Here is a 20,786-nt window from a genome sequence, read left to right on the forward strand (position 1 = left end):
AATTATACTCTTTTTTTAAAAAAAATAGTAACTACTCTTTAAAATCACAAATCCCATAGAGTTCAGCTCTTCTAATAATTTCTAAAGAGTATGGCTTCATGGTCTTTATCTCTGCCATTTTTCTATTGATTGCACTTAGGGCTTTGTCACTTTTAGAGATGTAAAGTGCTTCGTCATACTCCTCTTTTGTGACCTTATAAAGTTCATTTGTAATTTCTATCTGTTTGGGATGAATAATGGTTTTAGAGAAGAGCCCCTCTCTTAGATCGCGTTTGACATCCCTAATAAAACCTGCATCATCTTTAAAGCATGGATAAACACCACCACTTACTCCAAAGCCCGCACTTTTAAATATGGCAATAAAAGTTCCAAGAACAGATGCCGGAGCACTATAGTCAAAGATACTATACTCACAACTGCGCTTCATTCTTAGTTGTCTAAGCATATCCTCAAGTCCAAAACGAACTAAAAGTATTTGTTCTTTATATGGAAGAAGTATATCTCTAAGCTCATATAGTTCGGCTTGGTTAAAAAGTTCACTTCCCTCTATGCTAGGCATAATAAAAAACTTTTTTTTCTCTAATATTTTTAAATACTCTTTTGCATTAGAGAGTGAAAACTTTGGAAGAATAAAGCCATCTACTTTTTCAATACCCTCAAGGCTTAATAACTCTCTTAATCCATCACAATTTTTAGGGCGAATAAATAGTAAAAGTTTTTGCTTATCATAAGTTCTCAAGACTCTTTGAATTTTTTCTAAAGCTACTTCATACTTTTCATCTTCTATGCCATCTTCTGTATCTATCAAAACACTTTTAAGCTCAGGATATTTTTGAGCATTCAAAATATCCTCGAGATTCTTATGAGTGCTTGGAACAAATAGTGTCGCACCCAAATCTATATAGTTAACTTTTTTCATCTTTATCAATCCTAAACCACCCAGCTATCGAGTAGCGTTTCACTTTAGCAGGCAACACCTCATGAGGAAACTTATCACTTAAAAAGAGTACGAGTGTGTTGAATCTGGGTATCACTTTTGTTAAAAAATTATCATTCTCATCATATATAACAAGCTCTCCACCATTCTCATCACTCCACTCTTCGTTTAGATAGTAGACAGTTGTAAGAATACGATTTTTTGAATTTTTAAAAGCATCGAAATGTTTTTCATAAAAATCACCCTCTTCATAAATTGCAAAATGCGATTCATAATATTTTAAACCCAAAAATAGCGATCTATTTAAGTATTCACTTAAGTCATTTGTAAAAAAGAGATACTCAGCTTCATGCTTGTTTTTAGCATCAATCCATCTTATCTTGTTTCGTCTACGGTTTCTATCAACCTTCTTTTTAGTGCCTCCTGCAATTCCTCCGAGTTTAAAGCCTACGTCTATCTTTGCAAGGTCTACTAAACTATGTGCAAGTTCTAAGTCTAATGCATCATCAATGATAACATATCCAGTATTAACCAATTCATCAATTATCTTCTCGTAAAGTGCCTTATACACCTAGTTATTTCTAACTAAATGCATGATACTCATAAGGGCATCTCCACTACTATATTTTATTTTCAATAATATTGTCCATTATTTAATTTGGTAAAAAGAATTAAGTTTATGCCCATCAGTGAATTTGTGAGCAGTTGTAGTAGAAGTGTTGTGAATAGCTATTCACTATTATATTACAGCCTAATGCTAATGCGTAGTTTACAGTAATATATTTGAAAGTAAGTGTGAAAATATTTAAGACCTCATAAGAGGTCTATAAATTAGATTGGTAAAACGCGGATCTTATCTGAAAGTTTTTCTTTAAGTGTTGACTCAATTGCATAAAGCGTACCAGTTGAACTAGAAGCACAACCATCACAAGAACCTAAATAACGGATATAAATATCGATGAACTCTTCATTTTTCTTAATATCAATGATTTCCATATTACCACCATCCATAATAAGAAACTGACGAACGTTTTCATCAATAACCGCATCAACAGCTTTAATCTGCTGAACAAGAGTCATAGTCTCAAAGTTTCCACCACCAGCTGCCATTGCGTCTGCTGCCGCTTTCATTTTCTCTTCATCCATCTCTTGTCTAGTGTCTGCTAAGATATCTACTAAATAGTAATCCATAGCTTCGTGTCCACCAGGACGGATACAAGACTTACAAAAACCACCAGCTTTAGTATAATCTGTAATCTGCTCAACTGTTTTAAGGTCATTTAACTTGATAACCTCTTTAAGCGTACCAAGTGAAACGCGTGCACATTCACAAACAATAGTTTCAGTTTCAAAACTATCTGCATCAACACCCATGTAAATTCCAGCAGCTTTTTTGATAACGTCATAAGCCATAACGGAACAGTGCATTTTTTGAGGCGGAACAGCTGGAACATCTGGTGTGTCACGAAGTGCCATCTCAACATCAATATTTGTAATTTTAACAGCTTCTTCAACTTTTTTACCGATACAAAGTTCAGTCATAACATCAGATGATGCGATAGCTGTACCACAACCAAAAGACTTAAACTTTGAATTTACAATAGTATCATTCTTAGGGTCAATTTCCCAATATAAACGTACTGCATCACCACAAGATTCTGCACCGAAGTCAGCAACAATAAGTTTGTTACCACGTTCTGTTGCCTCTTCTTCAAAGATCTCTCCTTGGTGCTGAGGGTTGTTCATAAGAGTTGTAACTTTATTTGAATAAGCGTCCCAAAGGGACTCGTTTAACATATCTGCTTTTGCCATAATATTTTCCTTTAATCTATAATTTATTATTTATATTTATTATTTAGTGGTGATGAAGTTCACACTCTTGAACTTCTCCACCTTTTGATGGACCTTGCTTTGCAAAAGAACTAGAGATATTTCTCAGTCTCGCAACAGCACCTTTAAAATGTGAAATAACATAATCAACTTCTGCGTCTGTAGTAAAACGCGAAAGTGAAAGTCTTATACCCGTATGAGCAAGCTCATTGTCAGCTCCAATTGCAAGCATAACTGTGTTTGCTTCTAAATCTTCTGATGCACAAGCTGAACCAGTTGATGCTCCAATTTGACCATTATTTAAGTCCCAAAGCATACCTTCACCTTCAACTCCCTTGATAGAGATTAGAATAGTGTTTGGTGTACGATTATTTCTATCACCAACAACAAAAGTATCACTAAGTTCTAAAAGAGCATCTTCTAAACGATCGCGTTTTGCACGGATAGAAGCCATAGTAGATTGAATGTTTTGTGTTGCGAGTTCAATCGCTTTTCCCATACCTATGATATAAGGAACATTTAGTGTTCCAGAACGACGTCCACCCATTTGTGATCCACCATGTAAAAGCGGAGAGAGTGCTTGAGAATCTTTTATATAAAGTCCACCTATACCTTTTGGTCCGTGAAATTTATGTGCAGAAAAAGATAAGAAGTCAACATGAACATCTTGTAAATCAACTGGAATTTTCCCAATAGCTTGTACACCATCTGTATGAAAAAGTACTCCTTTTTCTTTACAAATCTCTCCAATCTCTTTAATTGGGTTAATCATTCCAGTCTCATTTGAAGCCCACATTACACTTACAAGTGCTGTTTTTTCAGTAATAAAACTTTTAACAGTATGCACTTCAACAACTCCCTCATGATTTACAGGAAGATATGTAACTTTTACACCTTGGTCTTCTAAAAACTTACATGTAGCAAGAATCGCTGGGTGTTCAACTTCAGTTGTCACGATATGATTTTTATCACCATTAAGTATGTGATCAATCCAAACTGATTGTAATACCCAGTTATTTGACTCTGTTGCACCAGACGTAAACACAATATCATCAGCATCAGCTGCATTTAAAGCAGTGTATGTTTGATTAATTGCATTCATTAACGCTGGATGTATTGATGAACCAAATTTATGTAACGAGTTTGGATTTCCATACTGCTCGCTAAAGTATGGCTGCATTACTTCTACTACTTGTGGATCACACATTGTTGTAGCGTTGTTATCTAAATATACTTGCATTTTATACCTCTTTGTTTTAAGAATGATTTTCACTCTTTTTTTAAACAAGACAATTTTTGTCCTCTTTTAGTTTTGACATAATAATAGCTTTGTGATTATGATTACCTTAAGTAAAACTGATATGACTTTTGCCTTAAGAATTAAAACAGAGTAGAATGATGATATAATATCCTACAAAAGGACAAGAATGTGCAATTTTAATAAGCAAAATGAAGATACAAAAATGCTAATCCATCTCTTTATGGTAAAAGCAGCAGATAATGTTGGTGGAGAGAACTATCTTCTCTCTCTTATAGAGGCGATGAAAAAAAGTCGACCAAATGCACTTATGGCTAAAAGTTGTCAAATAGCATCCAACAATACAATCATAAAATGGAATAAAGTAGTCTTTAAAGATAAGGTTGACTTGCTTGATCTGATTTTACTCCAACATAAAAGTTCTGAAAATCCAGATTTCAATATTCTCAATGAAGAAAATACAAAAAAAAGAAAAAACATTATAAATATGGTTAGAGCCCTCTCTCCTATAGAGTTTACCGTTACTCCTCAAAATCCAAATGATGGTGGTGGCTTTAACTTTAAAGTCTTTGAGAGCATAGAAGATGATGTGGTGAAGCTAAACCCTATCTTTATTACGATGTTTTTCTGCTCTGGCGAGTTTATTAAAAAAGCTTTACGATATAAAATATAGTAGTGCTTTTAAACAAGGGATTAAACTAATATTTAAGTCTATGAATAAAAGTGCATGAAGCTTTGCTGTCAAATCAATTCCAAGATGCGAAAAGTTTCGTAAATTCTCAGAAAAGAGCATAGCAAAATATACATATTTTATATAAAAAAATAGTACACAAACAGCCTCTGCTAAAACAACTTTAAACTCACTACAGAATAATTTTAAAGCTTAGATGGTATAATCGCAAAATTATTACACTTTTAAAAGGTTTATTATGGCTCAAACTATAACTGAAAAAATATTCTCTCAACATTTAGGTCGTGAAGTTTTCGCTGGTGAGATTATCCGCTGCGATATCGATATGGTTATTGGTAATGATATAACTACCCCTATCTCGATTAAAGCTTTTGAAGATAGCGGTGCTGAGTCCTTAGCAAATCCAGATGGTTTTTCTATTGTTCTAGATCACTTTATCCCTGCAAAAGATATTGCATCTGCAAATCAAGCAAGAATATCTCGTGATTTTGCAAAAAAGCATACACTTAAAAACTTTTTTGATGAAAAAGACATGGGAATAGAACATGCACTTTTACCTGAAAAAGGTCTTATCTCTCCGGGTGATGTAATCATCGGTGCAGATTCTCATACATGTACGCATGGTGCGTTAGGAGCATTTTCAACTGGTATGGGTTCAACTGACCTAGCTTTTGCAATGATAACTGGTGGGAACTGGTTTAAAGTACCTGAGTCAATCAAAGTAGTTTTAAGTGGAAAACCAGAAAAATATACAACTGGAAAAGATATTATCCTCGAAATTATTCGTCTAATCGGTGTTGATGGTGCACTTTATAAAACTCTAGAGTTTACAGGAAGCACAATTGAGCACTTAAACATGGACGACAGGTTCTCTATGTGTAATATGGCCATAGAAGCTGGTGCAAAAAGTGGAATTGTTGCATATGATGATGTTACAAAAGAGTTTTTAGCAGATAAAAATCTTGCACGTGAACCTCGAATACATTACTCTGATGAAGATGCTAACTACACTCAAATATTAGAGATAAATGTAGCTGAACTTGAACCAGTTATTGCTTATCCATTTTTACCGTCTAATGGACACTCAATTACACAAGCAGTAAGTGATAAAATCAAAATTGATCAAGCATTTATAGGAAGCTGTACAAATGGACGTCTAGGCGATCTTAAAACAGCAGCCGAAATTCTAGAGGGTAAAAAAGTTCATGAGGATGTCCGCTTAATAGTAACGCCAGGAACACAAAAGATACTTAAAGAAGCTTATAAACTAGGATATATGGATATAATAATTGATGCAGGTGGCGTTGTGAGCAATCCAACTTGTGGTGCTTGTCTTGGTGGATATATGGGTATTTTAGGTGATGGCGAAAGAGCAGTCTCTACAACAAATAGAAATTTTGTAGGACGTATGGGTTCACGCTCATCTGAAGTTTATTTAGCAAACTCTGCTGTTGCAGCAATATCTGCGATTACAGGTTATATTACAGATCCAAGATAATATCACTCATAGCTCACTAATGTCTGATATAATTTTTCTATAATTAAAACTAAAAGGAAAAAAAATGAAAAAATTACTACTTATTCCGGCTCTACTTACTACATTAGCTATGGCGGAACAAAAGAAAATCGAAATCTCTCCTATGATAGGTTATGATATTGCTGAGGGTAACCTTGGATTTAAGGACGATGGTTATCTAGTTGGTGGATTAGAAGTTCAGTTTAATTCTCCAGATTCAAAGATCTCTCCTGAGTTTTCTCTTTTATACTCTAAAGCAGATTATGCAGTAGCTGGTGATACAAAAGTAATTCGTGGTGCATTCAACGGTGTTTATACATTTGATGAAACAAGTGCAATGATTCCATTTGCAAAACTAGGAGCGGGTTTTGAGTCTATTGGTGATGAGAATATAGACAATCAATCTGGTTTCTTTTTAGATGCTGGAGTAGGTGCAAAAGTTCCTTTTACAGATAATATAGCTCTTAAATTAGAGGCACTATATATGGCTAAACTTGCACATAGAAATGGTATTGCAGATAGCAACCTCATAGCTATGGCAGGTCTTACATTTGCATTTGGTGATAGCGCACCAAAAGCTGTTCCTGTTGTTGATGGTGATGATGATAGAGATGGTGTTTTAAACTCTAAAGATATGTGTAAAGCTACACCTGCTGGAACAACTGTAGATGCTAAAGGTTGTAAAGTTGATGGTGATGACGATAGAGATGGTGTTTTAAATTCTAAAGATATGTGTAAAGCTACACCTGCTGGAACAACTGTAGATGCTAAAGGTTGTAAAGTTGATGGTGATGACGATAGAGATGGTGTTTTAAATTCTAAAGATATGTGTAAAGCTACACCTGCTGGAACAACTGTAGATGCTAAAGGTTGTAAAGTTGATGGTGATGACGATAGAGATGGCGTTTTAAACTCTAAAGATATGTGTAAAGCTACACCTGCTGGAACAACTGTAGATGCTAAAGGTTGTAAAGTTGATGGTGATGATGACAGAGATGGTGTTTTAAACTCTAAAGATCAATGTAAAAACTCTCCTAAAAATGCGGTAGTTGATAGCTCAGGATGTATTGCCCAAGTAGATCTTCATATTGTATTTGAGAATGCTTCATACAAAGTAAATGCACAGTCTAAAGAGAACATTACTAAGTTTGCAAACTTCTTAAAAGAGAGAAGTAACTTCACTGCTAAAATAGTTGGTTATACTGATGATAGAGGTGCTGCATCGTTTAATCAATCTCTTTCAGAAAAACGTGCAAAAGTTGTAAGTGACTTAATAGTTGCAGAGGGTGTTAAGGCATCTAGAGTAACTCACTTAGGTATGGGTGAAAGTAGCCCAGTTGCAGATAATGCTACAAAAGCTGGTCGTGCACAAAACAGAAGAATAGAAGCTAAACTTACAAGAAACTAGATGATAAATATCCCCTGCGTTATTTTCGCTGGTGGCAAAAGTTCAAGAATGAAAGAAGATAAATCTCTTCTTCCATTCCGAGGCTTTAGTACTCTAACAGAGTACCAATTCTCACATTTAAGTAAAATTTTCTCCACAGTATATATCTCATGTAAAGACAAAAAAAAGTTTGACTTTCAAGCAGATTTTTTAGAAGATGATAAAAACTCAACTCTGTTTGCTCCTACTCAAGGATTTCTTAGTAGCTTTAAAACATTAAGCACGGATAGGTTCTTTGTAATTAGTGTAGACTCTCCCTTCATAAATTTAGATATCATTGAAAAAATAATCTCTTCTGATAACAAAGATTGTGATGCAACAATAGCTAGAGTAAATTCAAATGTTCAGCCCTTGTGTGGAATCTATCATCGATCACTTAATGCAAAATTTCAAGATATGCTGCAAAACAATACTCATAAGCTTGGATTTCTACTACAAAACTCTCGAGTAAACTATGTTGACTTTAAAGATGAAAAACTATTTTTAAACTTAAACTATCCGCATGAATACCAAGAAGCACTAAAACTATCTACAAACTAATTATTAACACCTCTTCGCTATAATAATAAAAAATAAAAAGACTTTAATGATGAATTTAACACATTTAGATGAAAATCAAAGACCAAAAATGGTTGATGTAAGCGATAAGAATCAAACTACAAGAGTAGCAGTGGCAAGTGGAATTATAGAAATGAGCCAAGATGCTTATGATGCTATTGTTAATGAAAAAACAAAAAAAGGACCAGTATTACAAACTGCAGTTATTGCCGCAATTATGGGAGTTAAAAAAACTAGTGATTTAATTCCTATGTGTCACCCACTAAATCTTAGTGGAATTAATTGTGATGTTGATGAGCTTAGCTCCCTTCCAGGATTTAAGCTTACAGTAACTGCAAAGCTTACAGGTCAAACTGGTGTTGAAATGGAAGCATTAACAGGAACAAGTATCGGACTACTTACAATTTATGACATGGTAAAAGCCATAGATAAGGGTATGATTATACGAAATGTTCAACTAGAAGAGAAATCAGGAGGTAAAAATGGAGATTTTAAACGATAGTCAAAAAAAACTTGAACTTACATATCCTTGTACTTGGTGCTATAAAATAATTGCAACAGAAAAAAAAGCCCTTGAAAAAGCGATTCGGGATGTATTAGATGAGAGAGAACATAGTTTAGTTCACTCAAACAAATCTAAAACTGGAAAGTATGTAAGTATGAATTTAGATATGTTAGTCCATAATGAGGATGACAGAACCTTTATATTTGAAGCTTTGAGAAAGCATCAAAATATTAAAATGGTAATTTAAAAGGTTGCATAATGAGCACTTCAAATTTAGAAGAAAAAATACATTTAGCTTATGCTAAAAAACTAGAGTCAGCAGATAAAAGAATAGTTGGTGCAGTTCAAGAGTGCGAACTAGATATAAAAGAGATGTCATTCCAGGATATAAAAGAGATTACTACTACTATCGTCTCCCTTGAAACACTCTCATTAGAGTCTGATTTAAATGAGCTTTTAGAAAAAAAAGAAGCTATAGAAAGAGCTTTAGAGAAAAAACATGATGAACTTCAAAACTCTAAATATGAAATCTTTAATGTTCTTGAAGAACAATTTAGTTCAAGTGAATACGCTCTCTCAAAACTTCATCAAGTCAAACTTCAATCTATAGATTTATATAATATACTTAGTGAAATGGTTGAATCAGCAATTATCACTGCTTTAGAAAAAGATACAGATGGTGATATTATAGAATCTACTACTGAAGTTATAAAAGAGATAACATTTGAAGCGATAAAAGAGGGTTCTCTTAACACTATAAGAGTGAGAAAAATTCTATCTACTATTTTGATGACGGCAATTGATGTAGCAGATGCAATGCCAAATAGAGCAGACAAAATTTTAAAATCTACTCTTAGGGGAATGAGAAGTGGCCTTATTAAGTCTATTGATAGATTCAAAAAAAGACTTGCGTTTATGCCTATGGAAGCAAAACATATACTTATCGAAGATTACGACACTATTATTGAAGATTTAAATCAGACTGATACACTCTTTTCTCAAGTTGTATCAACTCAAGCAATTCAATGTAATGAACCAATTAAAACCATTCTAACAAAACTCAACAAAGAGATGTCATATGATTTAGAAGAGCTAGTTCATATATCAAAAGAAACAGCAGAGGTAATGAGGGAGAGATTTTCTAGCTTTGCAAAAATTGCAGTCAAAAAAGCAGATATCGCTCTTAACTCACCAAAAGCAAAAGAAGCTAAAAGAATGGGAACACAAGCTTGGGGCGTTGCTAAAGTCGCTCTAGGAAGTGCCATTAAATCAGCAAAAAATGCTATTGACAAATAAACTCAACAAAAAAGGATAATTTATGATGTTACACCCAGCAACAGTTCACTTCGCAATGGTTCTCCCAGTAGTTGCCTCAGTATTTGGAATTATATATCTTATAAAGAAAGACAAGATGAGTGCTCAACTATCTTCTTTAAGCACTCTCGTCGCTGCATTTGCCATGATAGTAGCTTGGTATACCGGGAGTGAAGCAGGACCACAGATATATGATTATCTTAGTGAGGCAGGACAACATGAGCTTATAGAACACAAAGAGTTAGGTCTATACTTAGCTATTGCATTATCTATTGTAGCAATTTTAAAAATTCTTGGATGTAAAATGCAAAAGTTTTTTATCGAGGCAATCTCGATTATCTTATTATTGCTTATTACTGCTACTACTTTCCTTCAAGGAAAAGATGGTGGGGAAATTGTGTATGAGCATGGAATGCCCTTTAAAGCATATATGATTGAAGACTCTCTAAATGAAGCACAAGTAAATGCTGAGGAAGAAGAAGATCCTGAAGCAAAAGTAGAAATATATGAAGAAACGATAGAGGATATCAAGCTACTTTCTCAAGAAGTTAACGAGCTCTACTCTGATAAATCTTCTGCAGAAGAGAGTCAAGAAGAAGAAAAAGAAGAAGAATAAATATGGATGAAAATCTCAAGATACAAATACTTCGTGATATAGAGAGATATAAAAATGATAAAAGTAGCTTTAAAAACCTTGTTGAGAATATGAAAGAGATAACAAAGTGGCTAGAAGAGAAAAGTAAATAATGAATATTTTATGTACACCTCTTTATGAGGAACAGCTTATGTATATCTTAGAGGGTATGCATAATGAAAATAAAAGTTTAACAAAGAAGTTCAAACTCTACCTAGATACAATCATCATCAATCTACCAACAAAAGCACAAAAATATAAATCATCTATCTATTTTGATGATGAGACAATAAAAGATATAGAACATGAGGGTTACACTATAATTTTTTACACAGATAAAGAGAGTAGTACCTATCTCATTTTATCTATTCTCAAGAAATAATCTCTTAGACACTGTTTCATTTTGTAACCTAAGTAGCCTTGATATTCTAAGATAATATTACTGCTTCCACATATTACCTATTTGGTAACAACCCTAAATTTCAAATTAAGTATAAAATGGCATAATTGTATGGTAAAAACTATGCTTATAATCTGTATAAGAGGCATAGAACTAATTATATTAACTAATTAAAGGAGAGAATATGGATAATAAAAAATCTCAACAAGATAATGTTCTTGGCAGAAGAGACTTTTTCAGTAAAGTAGCTGCAATGTCAGCAACTGCTCTTGCTGGAACATCACTTTTAGCAAATGAATCAGCCGGAGAAGGCGATCCTGCCATAATGCATCATACAAAATGGGGGCAAGTTTGGGGAGATCCTGTAACTACAAACCTATATGGTGTTCCTTCGCCGTATGAGCATAATAACACAAGAAGAAGTACTAAACTTCTTGCTTCTGGTAACTTTAGAGCATCAATTGCTGTAACACCTATACATGAATCAGAAGGAATTATTACTCCAAATGGTCTTTTCTTTTCTCGTTCACATGGTGGTACTGCACATGTTGATCCAAATGAATACCGTTTAATGATTCACGGTTTAGTGGAAAAGCCAATAGTATTAACTCTTGCTCAGCTTAAGCGCTATCCAAGTGTTACACGTACTCACTTTATTGAGTGTCCAGCAAATGGTGGACAAGAGTGGAGAGGGCCACAGTTCAACTCTGTACAATTTGCTAAAGGTTTTATGGCATCTGCTGAGTGGACTGGTGTTTACATTAAAACTATCCTTGAAGACTTAGGCCTTAAGCCAGAAGCACAATGGATGCTTGCTGAAGGTTCTGATAACTCTAAAATGGGAAGAACAGTGCCTGTAGATAAAGTAATGGACGATGCGATGATCGTTTGGGGACAAAATGGTGAAGCACTACGTCCTGAGCAAGGTTATCCAGTAAGATTACTTCTTCCAGGTTGGGAAGGTAACTTATGTGTTAAGTGGTTACGTAGATTAGAATTTGCTGTTGAACCTTGGTACTGTAAAGAAGAGACTTCTAAATATACAGATCTTAAGCCAACTGGTAAAGCTATCCAACACTTCTATGCAAATGAAGTTAACTCAACAGTTACTTCTCCATCTCCAGAGATTCCTTGGACTGACCTCAAAGAGGGCGATCAAGTAGAAATTGAAGGACTTGCATGGTCTGGTATGGGTACAATTACAACAGTAGATCTTTCATTTGATGGTGGTAGAAACTATGTTGAAGCACAAATCAAAGGTTTAGTATTACCAAAATCTTGGACTAGATGGTCATATATGTTTACTATACCAAAAGACTTTCAGGTGAATGGTAAGCAAATTATTCTTGCTTCACGTGCTATAGATGATGCTGGGTATATTCAGCCAACTATCGATGAAGAAATAGGTATCATGGGTGTAGAAGCTGTATATCACAGAAATGCAGTTGAGACTTGGGAAGTAACAAAAGAAGGAAAGGTGAATCATGTTCAAATTAGAAGTATATAGTAAATTAGTAGTTTCAAGCACAATAGCTGCTACTGTAGCACTATTTGCCGCTGGTTGTATGTCTGGAGGCACAGCTCCTTCTTCATCACCTGCATCTAGTGAACTAAGTATAGATGGTGGTGTTACTTATCCAGTAGTTAATGGAAAAACTGGTCCTTACCATGTTATATCAGTTAGCGATGAGTATAAAAAACAAAATAATGGCCGTGTTCCTAATCATGCGGAACTAAAAAAATGGAATACAGATGTTATGGCATCTTATGTGTACAATGAAGACCCAACAGCAGAAGGTTTACCAGAAGGTGAAGGTTCTGTTGAAGAAGGTGAAGCTTTATACGAGAAACAATGTGTAATGTGTCACGGTGACTTTGGTTCAGGTGGTGGTGGATATCCAGCACTTTCCAAAGGTAATGCATATGAATTACAAAAGACTTTAAAAAATAACAGATACAAAGACCCAGAAGCTGATGGTCCAGTTCGTCTTTTTGGTTCATACTGGCCTCAAGCTAGTACAATGTTCTGGTATATTAGAGATGGTATGCCTCACCCTAAATCTGACACATTAAGTGTTAATGAGACTTATGCACTGACTGCATACATGCTAAACATTAATGAAATGATAGTAGATGGTGAAGAAGTAGATGATGAGTATGTACTTAATCGTGAGAAATTTTTAAAAATTAAAATGCCAAATGAAGATGGATTTGAACCAAACATTAAAGGTCCAAATACTTTACCTGGAGTAAAAGCATACTTTGGTAAAGCAGAAAACTTCGGTGCTAAAAATCTTAACCAAGGGGCAGAGCGCTGTATGACTGATTGTCAAAAACCAACTGCTAAAACTAAGTACATCCAAAATGGTGGTATCAAAGACTTTATTCCAGATATGAATACAGTAAGAGATTTACCAGTAAAAGAAGAAGTTGCAGTTGATCCAAAAGAAGTGTATGCAAATGCTTGTGCTATGTGTCACTCTGCATTCCTTTCACCAGGTGCACCTGAGTGGGCTGGCTATACTGCTAAAGGTATGGACAAAGTTTATGCTAATGGAATTAACGGAACTGAGGGTGGTATGCCTGCTAAAGGTGGAGCAAACCTTTCAGACAAAAACTTTAAAACTGTAGTTGACTATTTAGTTAACGGTAAATAAAAAAAGAAGGAATTATTATGGAAAGAAGACAATTTTTAAGTATGACTCTAGGTGCATTAGCTTTAGCTACTGTTCCTGCAAGTGTAAGAGCGGAAGATTTTAGAAAAACTAAGCCAACTGTATGGTCTGCACACACTGTTGATGATGCTATCAAAGCAATGTATGGCTCAACTAACTTAGTTATGCAAGGCGTTACTTTAACGGCTCCAGATGTTGCAAGTAATGGTGGAGCAATCCCTGTTGATTTTGGTACTTCAATCGATGCTAAAACTATCGCAGTGTTTCAAGATGCAAATCCTGAAGCTGCTGTATGTGTTTATACATTAAATAAGTATAGTAAAAATGATTACTCTATAAAAATCAAAATGGCAAAATCAGGAACTATAACTATCGTTGCTGAAGGTAAAGATGGAAAGCTATACGCAGCTAAGAAAACTCTAGACGTTGCTCTTGGTGGATGTGAAGGTTAATTCCTTAGCATTTAATAACAAAATATTAATAATTAATTAAAGGTATATTATGAAAGTAAAAGCAAAATTAAAAAATGGCGTTGTTAAAGTTAAGTGTATGGCTAAACATGACATGACTACTTACAACCAGATGGAAAAGAAAACAGGTAATAGAGAAGATGCAAACTTTATTACATATATGACTGCTAAAATCGGTAATGAAACTGTATTTGAAGCTTCAACTTCTCAGTTTTTATCTAAAAACCCAATCTTCAAGTTTCAATTTCAAGGTATTGGCGCTAAAGGCGACAAACTTGTAATGGAATGGACAGACCGTAAAGGTAATAAAGGTAAAGGTAAAGGTAAAATTAAATAATTTTACTCTTTATCAAACTACTTTAGGAAATGAGCTAGTCTCATTTCCCACTTTTAACCCTTCCCTTCCCCTAACAAACAAATACCTACAGTAAAAAAATCTATATATTTCATTTTTTATAAAGCATAGCTTTGACCAAAAATATAAATATTGATATACTTAGTTAATGAAAAATAATAAAACTGAGAGAATCTAATCAAATGACAGTACACTCACAAGGTAAAGTTATACAGCTTTATGTAACAAATAAAGATACTACTAAAGGTAGACAGACTACAAAAAAAGTACACTTAGATGAGAAGGGTATAATTGATGACAAGTTCTATAATAAAAACCTTCAGCGCTCTATACTTATAGCCTCAATCGATAGTTACACTATAGCTAAAGAGAACGGTATAGAGATAGAAGATGGATCGCTAGGTGAAAACATTTTAATAGATATAAACCCCTACCACCTTAAAAGTGGCGATACTCTCATAATAGGTAAAAATGAGCTAAAGATAACTCAAAACTGTACAATCTGTCAAGGATTATCTTCAGTTGACTCCAAGTTACCAAAACTACTAAAAAATGATAGAGGTATCTTTGCAAGATATGTAAAGGGTAATTCAGAAATAAAAATAGGTGATAGTGTCCTAATTACTAAATCTTAATATAATTTATAGAAAAATGATGTTAGAATCTAAAACAAAATTTACTCACAAGGAATAAATATGAAAAAAATAATATCACTGATAATGGCTGCATTAGTAGCACTATCAATAGTTGGTTGCTCAAGTGCAGAAGCTACTCCAGCAAAACCTAAAAAGATCCAAGATGTACAGGTATTCTCTACACCTAATGCAGATGGAAAAATAACAACTAAGACAATTGAAAAGGCTTTTGACTCAGTTGGTCTAAGTGTGCCAGGAAACAACGATATGAATAAGCCTTTTAGTCAAAGGTTTCCTAAGCTACACTACAAAGTTTATAACTTAGCAATGTATGTAAATAATGACTTAACATATAAGTTAATAAAAAAATATCCTAACTTTGGTGCTTTAACTCCGCTAACAATGTCAATATGGGAAGGTAAAGAAGGATGCATGAATGTAGCAACCCTAACTATTAACGGTATGGCAAGATCAACTGGTATTCCTCTTACAGACCCAGACTTAATTGCTTATGCTGCTTTAATACATAAAGGTTTAAAAACTGCAATGCCACATGGTAGTTTTAAAAACTTAGACCATACAGTTAAGTTTCCTAATAAGACGCTAGCGACTAACTTTGAAATGGAACTTGAACTTGATGGTGAATCCCCAGAGGACTTTATAGAAAACTTTGAAGCAGAATTTGAAGCAGAAATGGAGCCATTAGGTTTCTTGATGCCAAACTATTCTAACCTTAATGAAGAAATATTTGACGAAGCTGGTTATGAAGCATATGACTTTTATCATACATATTCAATCTGTAAATTTGATGTAATTTACCCAGTCTCTGAAAAACATCCTGAAGCAGGTGCTTGGGCTCCATGTTCATTTTATCTTTATAAGAAAAAAGGTGAGAATAAAATGTACTTAGGTTTCCTTTCAGTAGATAACTGGATTACAACAATCGGAATTACAGAAGATGAAGAAGGTGCTAAAAAACTTCGTGAGGCTCAAGGTTTTATTGAAAGAATTATTAATGAGATGACTGAGTAAAATCTTTATAGACCTGCCAATGTGGTAGGTTTATAATTTAGTTAAAAAACATATGAACTTACATGAAGTTTATATGTTTTTTAATTCATAACTTCAGGGGTAAAAATGAGACTACTAAATCAAATACTTTCCGCAGCTGCTATTACAACAGCAATTCTAACTAATATACAAGCACAAACACAATTTTCACCAAGTGACAATAAAAAGCTGGCAGTAGAATACACTATAAATGGGAATATTGACGATGATTTTTTTGAATTTACAAAAGATCCATTGGCGGATATTGGTTTTTACTTAAATGATCCTCACCACAATGTAAATGTCGTGTATGAACAGCAAGTAGGAGCTACATCACTTGAGCAACTTGCATTTTCATCTTTAGTAAACGATAATAAAGCAAGAGAACTTATGAATATAGATCCAAGAATAGGTGGATTTACACCTTTTAATCTTGTTATTTATAGAAAAAAGTCTAATCATCAAACCGTTATAACTCACATAATGCCAGAAGCTGCATTAGATGTTTTGCAAATTACAGACAAAGATGTTAGAAGTAAATTTGTAGAGATGTTTAAGCCCCTAGATGCAACAATCGAAGCAAAATATCCTAAAGCAACAAAAGACTACACATTGATTCAAGGATTTGCTGAGAAAACAATGATGAACTTTGAAATTCCTTTTGAAGAGCCAGAGGATATTGATGATTTTTTTGATGAATTTCAAGAAACATTTGAATCCTCTTTTGAGACTAAAGGGTATATCATTGCTGGCTTTTATAATATGAAATACAGTCTAAATACAGAAGCAGACGTACTACCTGATTATGCACAATATGTAGTATGGTCACTCTGTCATGTACCATTCTCTTACACAATATTTGATGGAAAGAATCCTATACCTAGAGCAGCAATATTTGCACCATGTTCTATGTATGCATATATTAAACCAGGTGAGAATAAAATAGTTATTGGAATGCCAACACTTACAGCATGGGCTTCTGCATTAGGTATTACAGATAAAGATAAGCTTGCAAAAATAGCTCAACTAGATACTGAAATTCCAGCAATAATACACTCACTTGGTGGAATCGATACTGACAATACTAATCCTCTGGCTAAGTAGCCTTTAATTCTATCAATCGAGGCTATTTGAATACTTAGCCTTGATAAAGAGTCTTTAACTATAGTATTTTCTAACACCTTCCATATTTGAACCCATATTTAGTAGTAACATGTCAGCAATAACCAATGCAGCCATTGACTCACATACAACTGTTCCTCTAACAGCCACACAAGGGTCATGTCGGCCCTTAAGAGAAAAATCTACCTCTTCATTTGTAGTTGTAACAGTATGTTGTTCTTTAAAGATAGATGGAGTTGGCTTAAAATAGACATTTAAAACTATATCATCTCCATTACTAATTCCACCAAGAATACCGCCTGAGTGATTTGTCTCAAAGCCATTTGAACGAATCTCATCATTATTTTGTGAACCCAATACTCTAGAGCTGAGTACTCCATCACCTATCTCAACAGCTTTAACAGCATTTAAGCCCATCATAGCATCAGCTAATACTCCATCAAGTTTATAGTACAGAGGTTGTCCTAATCCAATGGGTACTCCCTGAATAAGAACACGAGAGACACCCCCAACAGAGTCGTGATTATTTTTGGCTTTTAAAATTGCTTCTTTTTGTTCTTCTTCTTTAGCCGAATCAAGCGCATAAATAATACTGCTTTTTGCCTTATCATAATCAAATACTTCACTTTTAATACCTGCCACTTCACTGATACCACTTAATACGCTTATTCCCATCTTAGTTAGCATAAGTTTAGCAATAGCACCAGCAGATACACGAGCAGCTGTCTCACGAGCAGAGCTTCTACCACCACCACGATAATCTCTTATGCCATACTTATTAAAGTAGGTAAAATCTGCATGCCCCGGGCGAAAAATGTCTTTTATGTTAGTGTAATCTTTTGATTTTTGATTTGTATTATATATCAGCATTGCTATAGGTGTACCTGTACTTACACCCTCAAATACACCACTTAATATCTCTACTTTATCCGCTTCCTTGCGTGCAGTTTCAAATTCACTCTTTCCAGGTTTACGTCGGTCAAGTTCACTCTGAATATACTCTTCATCTATCTCTAATCCAGCAGGCACTCCATCCAAAAGACAGCCTATAGCTTTTCCGTGAGACTCGCCAAACGTGCTAAAACGTAATTTCATTCCAAAACTATTCACTACTTTTCCTTCTTTAGTAACTCTATTGTCATTTTTGCTGACTCTTGTTGCGCTATTTTTTTACTCTTTCCCGATGCCCTAGCATACTCTTTGCCTTCTATAAAGACACCGACTTCAAACTCTTTTTTATGGTCCGGGCCACTACTACTCAAAACTCTATACTCAGGAGTAATTCCAAAGCTCGCTTGCGTTAACTCTTGAAGAGTTGTTTTAAAGTCTCGAAATAGAGAATCAAGTGATATCTCATCATGATTCTTCTCTATCAAGTCAATGGCAATTTTACTAACAACCTCAAGGCCTGCTTCAAGGTAAATCGCACCCATGATAGCTTCAAAAGCATTTGAAAGAAGTGATGATTTTTCACGTCCTCCATTATTATCTTCTGCATTAGAAAGCAATATATAACTTCCTAAGTCTAAATGACGTGCTAACTTATCGAAACCTGTCTCGTTTACCAATGATGCTCTTATCTTAGAAAGTTTCCCCTCATTTGAAGTTCTAAACTTAGTAAAAAGGTACTCTCCTACTATAAGGTCTAAAACTGCATCGCCAAGAAATTCTAATCGCTCATTATCGTAGGGCTGTTTATAACTTTTATGTGTCAGCGCTTCGATAATGAGCTTTTGATTTTTAAACTTATAATCTAGTTTTTTTTCTAAACTCTCTATATTTTTATTCATAACTCCCTCTTTATAACAAATCTGTTATTCTATTTATTTCCTACATCATACTCAAGAGCTTTAAGTAAATTCTTACTGAAAAGAGTTGTTCTCTTGAGTATAATCTTGATAAAAATCCTTAGATAAATGCCATTCTACTCTTAATGTATCTAGAGAGTGGCATGATGAACATCTATTAAATGCGAAGGGATAAACCTGTTTACATCCATCACATACATATTCAAAAATAAGTGTAGCACCACCCTTGTTTTGAAGCTTTATCAAAACATTTAATTCAAAAATAGAACTCGATTTTGAAAGTGCAATATCACCTCTGGCACTATATAAATCGCGTAAATAACCATTTTGTGAAATTATATCTAAATTCAACTCTTTGGTATCTATAGCCCAGAAAATGTCACTAAGGAGTTCGCTTTTTGAGCTATCTAAGTTTTGCCAAGCAAGCTTAGGGTTTACTCTAAACAAGTACTCAAATATCATATAGGTTAATTTATGAGTTTCATTATGTATTGCTAAGAGTTTATCCGCTTTTTTATCAATGCTTATGTCACTCCTACTTAAGATATGCATAACTTTTAAATATGCACTCTCGAGTGCGACATCCTCGTGAAGTTCATCTAATGGCTCGAGTACATCTAACGCGGAGTTATAATCTCTCATATACTCATATACTAGCAAAAGATAATGTAGTGCTTGAGGAGTTCGTGGGCTCTTTTTTAGTATCTCCAAAAAGATTTGTTTGGAACGTTCTAAAAAACCTGCTTTAAAGTATGTTTTACCTAAAAGAAACATTGTCTCTTTAGTGTTTGAGCTACTCTTTATCTTTAGAAGTTCCTGATAGATCTCAATACTTTTTTCATAATCTCCACTCTTGTAATAAGAGTTTGCTAGAAGCAGCCAGGACTTTTCAGACAACTCGCCACTAGAAATAAGAACTTCTAGTTCATTTTTTGATGGAAGTGAGTTAAACTGTTTTAGAAATCTATCGAGATATTTTGAGTCCTCTTTGCGTTTATATCGCCCCCACCAATAAGAAAAAAATGTAATCATAAAAATAATTGTAAAAAATATTATAATTGAGAAAAGGGGATCGCGGAACTCTATAAAAAATGTATTCATCAGTCGTAAACCACCACTCCATAGTCATCTTTTAATCTATAGTAAGTCGAATCAAGTGTAATTTCTAAATCTTTTGCTTTGCCAAGTTGAATGATAGAATTTTTAGAGACCTTAATGCCATTCTCTTTAAAGAACTTTCTAATATTGACAAACTTAACGTCTTCTACAAACTTATACTCAAACTCTCTATAAAGTCTCATTTTATCATAAGAGAATATATGCTCATTTACATGAAGTTGGTCTGATGCGTATTTTATAGGAAGATATCCGGAGAGGTCTGTTAATATCTTTTCTACATGTTCGTGCTTAGGCGGTAGCGTCTCTTTTTTAATAAAAATATACTTATTATTGAGTTTTAGACTTGGTGTATTTTTCCAGTACTTGTATGCTGGATTTGATACGCCAAGTTTTGAAGAGACTTCTCTCCAAAGCCAAAAGGAGTTAAGTGTGCTAGGTAGATGAGACATGGCGTTTAACTCC

At 34.2% G+C, this 20,786-nt stretch carries 25 protein-coding genes; 17 read left to right on the forward strand and 8 right to left on the reverse strand.

From position 1 onward, the window contains the following. Positions 1-31: 31 nt before the first annotated feature. From GJV85_RS12705 to GJV85_RS12720, 4 genes are all read right to left on the reverse strand, one after another. Positions 32-919 carry an HpcH/HpaI aldolase/citrate lyase family protein gene (locus GJV85_RS12705; protein ID WP_207561745.1) on the reverse strand — a complete coding sequence of 296 codons (888 nt, stop codon included), beginning with the start codon at positions 917-919 and terminating at the stop codon, positions 32-34. Next, a complete protein-coding gene (locus GJV85_RS12710) occupies positions 906-1,508 on the reverse strand; it encodes a 2OG-Fe(II) oxygenase (RefSeq protein WP_207561746.1) in 603 nt (200 codons plus the stop codon). Before GJV85_RS12710 ends, GJV85_RS12705 begins: the two co-directional genes overlap by 14 nt. 260 nt (positions 1,509-1,768) lie before the next feature. Beyond that, entirely contained in the window at positions 1,769-2,749 is a 981-nt protein-coding gene (locus GJV85_RS12715; protein WP_207561747.1) for an iron-sulfur cluster assembly scaffold protein, read from the reverse strand. Between the two features lie 43 nt (positions 2,750-2,792). Next, a complete protein-coding gene (locus GJV85_RS12720) occupies positions 2,793-4,007 on the reverse strand; it encodes a NifS family cysteine desulfurase (protein ID WP_207561748.1) in 1,215 nt (404 codons plus the stop codon). A 187-nt stretch (positions 4,008-4,194) separates the two neighbouring features. Between GJV85_RS12720 and GJV85_RS12725 the strand changes: the two genes are divergently transcribed. From GJV85_RS12725 to GJV85_RS12800, 17 genes are all read left to right on the forward strand, one after another. After that, complete coding sequence (locus GJV85_RS12725) at positions 4,195-4,698, forward strand: hypothetical protein (protein ID WP_207561749.1); 504 nt, start codon at positions 4,195-4,197, stop codon at positions 4,696-4,698. A 256-nt stretch (positions 4,699-4,954) separates the two neighbouring features. Then, a complete protein-coding gene (locus GJV85_RS12730; protein WP_207561750.1) occupies positions 4,955-6,214 on the forward strand; it encodes a 3-isopropylmalate dehydratase large subunit in 1,260 nt (419 codons plus the stop codon). A gap of 64 nt (positions 6,215-6,278) precedes the next feature. Next, positions 6,279-7,640, forward strand: coding sequence for an OmpA family protein (locus tag GJV85_RS12735; protein WP_207561751.1), 1,362 nt, complete (start codon positions 6,279-6,281; stop codon positions 7,638-7,640). After that, on the forward strand, positions 7,641-8,219 hold the full coding sequence (gene mobA, locus GJV85_RS12740) for a molybdenum cofactor guanylyltransferase MobA (protein WP_207561752.1): 579 nt from the start codon (positions 7,641-7,643) through the stop codon (positions 8,217-8,219). It abuts the gene before it with no gap. A 49-nt stretch (positions 8,220-8,268) separates the two neighbouring features. Further along, entirely contained in the window at positions 8,269-8,739 is a 471-nt protein-coding gene (gene moaC, locus GJV85_RS12745) for a cyclic pyranopterin monophosphate synthase MoaC (RefSeq protein ID WP_207563202.1), read from the forward strand. Then, positions 8,720-8,989 carry an HP0495 family protein gene (locus tag GJV85_RS12750; protein WP_207561753.1) on the forward strand — a complete coding sequence of 90 codons (270 nt, stop codon included), beginning with the start codon at positions 8,720-8,722 and terminating at the stop codon, positions 8,987-8,989. The genes moaC and GJV85_RS12750 overlap by 20 nt, the downstream gene beginning before the upstream one ends. A gap of 11 nt (positions 8,990-9,000) precedes the next feature. Beyond that, positions 9,001-10,038: a DUF6781 family protein gene (locus GJV85_RS12755; protein WP_242689795.1), complete on the forward strand. Its 1,038-nt coding sequence runs from the start codon at positions 9,001-9,003 to the stop codon at positions 10,036-10,038. A gap of 22 nt (positions 10,039-10,060) precedes the next feature. Next, positions 10,061-10,672, forward strand: a complete 612-nt coding sequence (locus tag GJV85_RS12760; RefSeq protein ID WP_207561754.1) for a DUF2231 domain-containing protein — start codon at positions 10,061-10,063, stop codon at positions 10,670-10,672. Between the two features lie 2 nt (positions 10,673-10,674). Beyond that, positions 10,675-10,803 carry a hypothetical protein gene (locus GJV85_RS13805; RefSeq protein ID WP_255550553.1) on the forward strand — a complete coding sequence of 43 codons (129 nt, stop codon included), beginning with the start codon at positions 10,675-10,677 and terminating at the stop codon, positions 10,801-10,803. 38 nt (positions 10,804-10,841) lie between these two features. Continuing rightward, the gene (locus GJV85_RS12765; protein ID WP_242689796.1) at positions 10,842-11,072 is read left to right on the forward strand and encodes a hypothetical protein; all 231 of its coding nucleotides are present in this window, start codon (positions 10,842-10,844) and stop codon (positions 11,070-11,072) included. A gap of 202 nt (positions 11,073-11,274) precedes the next feature. Further along, positions 11,275-12,597, forward strand: coding sequence for a sulfite dehydrogenase (gene soxC / locus GJV85_RS12770; RefSeq protein WP_207561756.1), 1,323 nt, complete (start codon positions 11,275-11,277; stop codon positions 12,595-12,597). Further along, the gene (locus tag GJV85_RS12775) at positions 12,575-13,747 is read left to right on the forward strand and encodes a c-type cytochrome (RefSeq protein WP_207561757.1); all 1,173 of its coding nucleotides are present in this window, start codon (positions 12,575-12,577) and stop codon (positions 13,745-13,747) included. The genes soxC and GJV85_RS12775 overlap by 23 nt, the downstream gene beginning before the upstream one ends. Before the next feature lie 17 nt (positions 13,748-13,764). Beyond that, positions 13,765-14,217 carry a thiosulfate oxidation carrier protein SoxY gene (locus GJV85_RS12780; protein WP_207561758.1) on the forward strand — a complete coding sequence of 151 codons (453 nt, stop codon included), beginning with the start codon at positions 13,765-13,767 and terminating at the stop codon, positions 14,215-14,217. Positions 14,218-14,266: 49 nt separating this feature from the next. Beyond that, entirely contained in the window at positions 14,267-14,572 is a 306-nt protein-coding gene (gene soxZ / locus GJV85_RS12785; RefSeq protein ID WP_207561759.1) for a thiosulfate oxidation carrier complex protein SoxZ, read from the forward strand. Between the two features lie 200 nt (positions 14,573-14,772). Then, complete coding sequence (locus GJV85_RS12790) at positions 14,773-15,225, forward strand: MOSC domain-containing protein (protein ID WP_207561760.1); 453 nt, start codon at positions 14,773-14,775, stop codon at positions 15,223-15,225. Between the two features lie 60 nt (positions 15,226-15,285). After that, the gene (locus GJV85_RS12795; RefSeq protein WP_207561761.1) at positions 15,286-16,257 is read left to right on the forward strand and encodes a DUF302 domain-containing protein; all 972 of its coding nucleotides are present in this window, start codon (positions 15,286-15,288) and stop codon (positions 16,255-16,257) included. 105 nt (positions 16,258-16,362) lie between these two features. Then, entirely contained in the window at positions 16,363-17,379 is a 1,017-nt protein-coding gene (locus GJV85_RS12800) for a DUF302 domain-containing protein (RefSeq protein WP_207561762.1), read from the forward strand. 54 nt (positions 17,380-17,433) lie between these two features. Here GJV85_RS12800 and aroC read toward each other — a convergent pair whose 3' ends face one another. The 4 genes from aroC to GJV85_RS12820 form a co-directional block, all read right to left on the reverse strand. Beyond that, positions 17,434-18,507: a chorismate synthase gene (gene aroC, locus GJV85_RS12805; protein WP_207561763.1), complete on the reverse strand. Its 1,074-nt coding sequence runs from the start codon at positions 18,505-18,507 to the stop codon at positions 17,434-17,436. Further along, entirely contained in the window at positions 18,507-19,187 is a 681-nt protein-coding gene (rnc, locus tag GJV85_RS12810; protein ID WP_207561764.1) for a ribonuclease III, read from the reverse strand. The genes aroC and rnc overlap by 1 nt, the downstream gene beginning before the upstream one ends. A gap of 72 nt (positions 19,188-19,259) precedes the next feature. Continuing rightward, a complete protein-coding gene (locus GJV85_RS12815; protein ID WP_242689797.1) occupies positions 19,260-20,237 on the reverse strand; it encodes a tetratricopeptide repeat protein in 978 nt (325 codons plus the stop codon). Positions 20,238-20,305: 68 nt separating this feature from the next. Next, entirely contained in the window at positions 20,306-20,773 is a 468-nt protein-coding gene (locus tag GJV85_RS12820; protein WP_207561766.1) for a hypothetical protein, read from the reverse strand. Positions 20,774-20,786: the final 13 nt, after the last annotated feature.

This window comes from Sulfurimonas aquatica, from assembly GCF_017357825.1.
GTDB classification, from domain to species: domain Bacteria; phylum Campylobacterota; class Campylobacteria; order Campylobacterales; family Sulfurimonadaceae; genus Sulfurimonas; species Sulfurimonas aquatica.